The sequence below is a fragment of the Oceanobacillus luteolus genome, assembly GCF_023715655.1.
Taxonomy (GTDB): domain Bacteria; phylum Bacillota; class Bacilli; order Bacillales; family Amphibacillaceae; genus Oceanobacillus; species Oceanobacillus luteolus.
In genome coordinates this window covers 1-414 of sequence record NZ_JAMBON010000160.1, presented here as the reverse complement: position 1 = coordinate 414, position 414 = coordinate 1, and the positions used below count along the sequence as shown (strand labels likewise).

General features: G+C 63.5%; 1 protein-coding gene. It reads left to right on the top strand.

What is annotated here, in order from left to right; all coding sequences use genetic code 11:
• The coding region (locus M3210_RS20195) for a hypothetical protein (protein WP_251518098.1) at positions 1-414 on the top strand (414 nt) is incomplete at both ends.

The window sequence follows — 414 nt, the reverse complement described above, 5'->3', positions numbered from 1 at the left end:
AGTTCACCCACGCCATCGGCCAGCACACCACCGACAAGCTGGAATCAAGCCCCTTATGGCCAGCACTGGTGACGACCATCGAACGCGGACTGCAACGCGGCTGGCACCTCGAAAACCTCCTGGACGACGCTCGTCGAACACCCATCGACGGCCAGATCGACCCCTGCCAGGCATGGGTATGGAGGCTCTCCCTGCTTACCGATCCGGCACCAGCCGGCGACGACACCCACTACTCCGTCGAGGACGAACCACCCGAGGACCTCTGGGACGGCCACGTGCCAACGGAGCCGAACATGATCACAGATGCGGATGACGGAACGATCCTCAGGGAGACGCCCGACACCGACCAAGGCTTGGAACTCGAGCTCGACACCGATCAGGCACTCGCCGTTGAGGCATTGGTGCGTCGGAGCC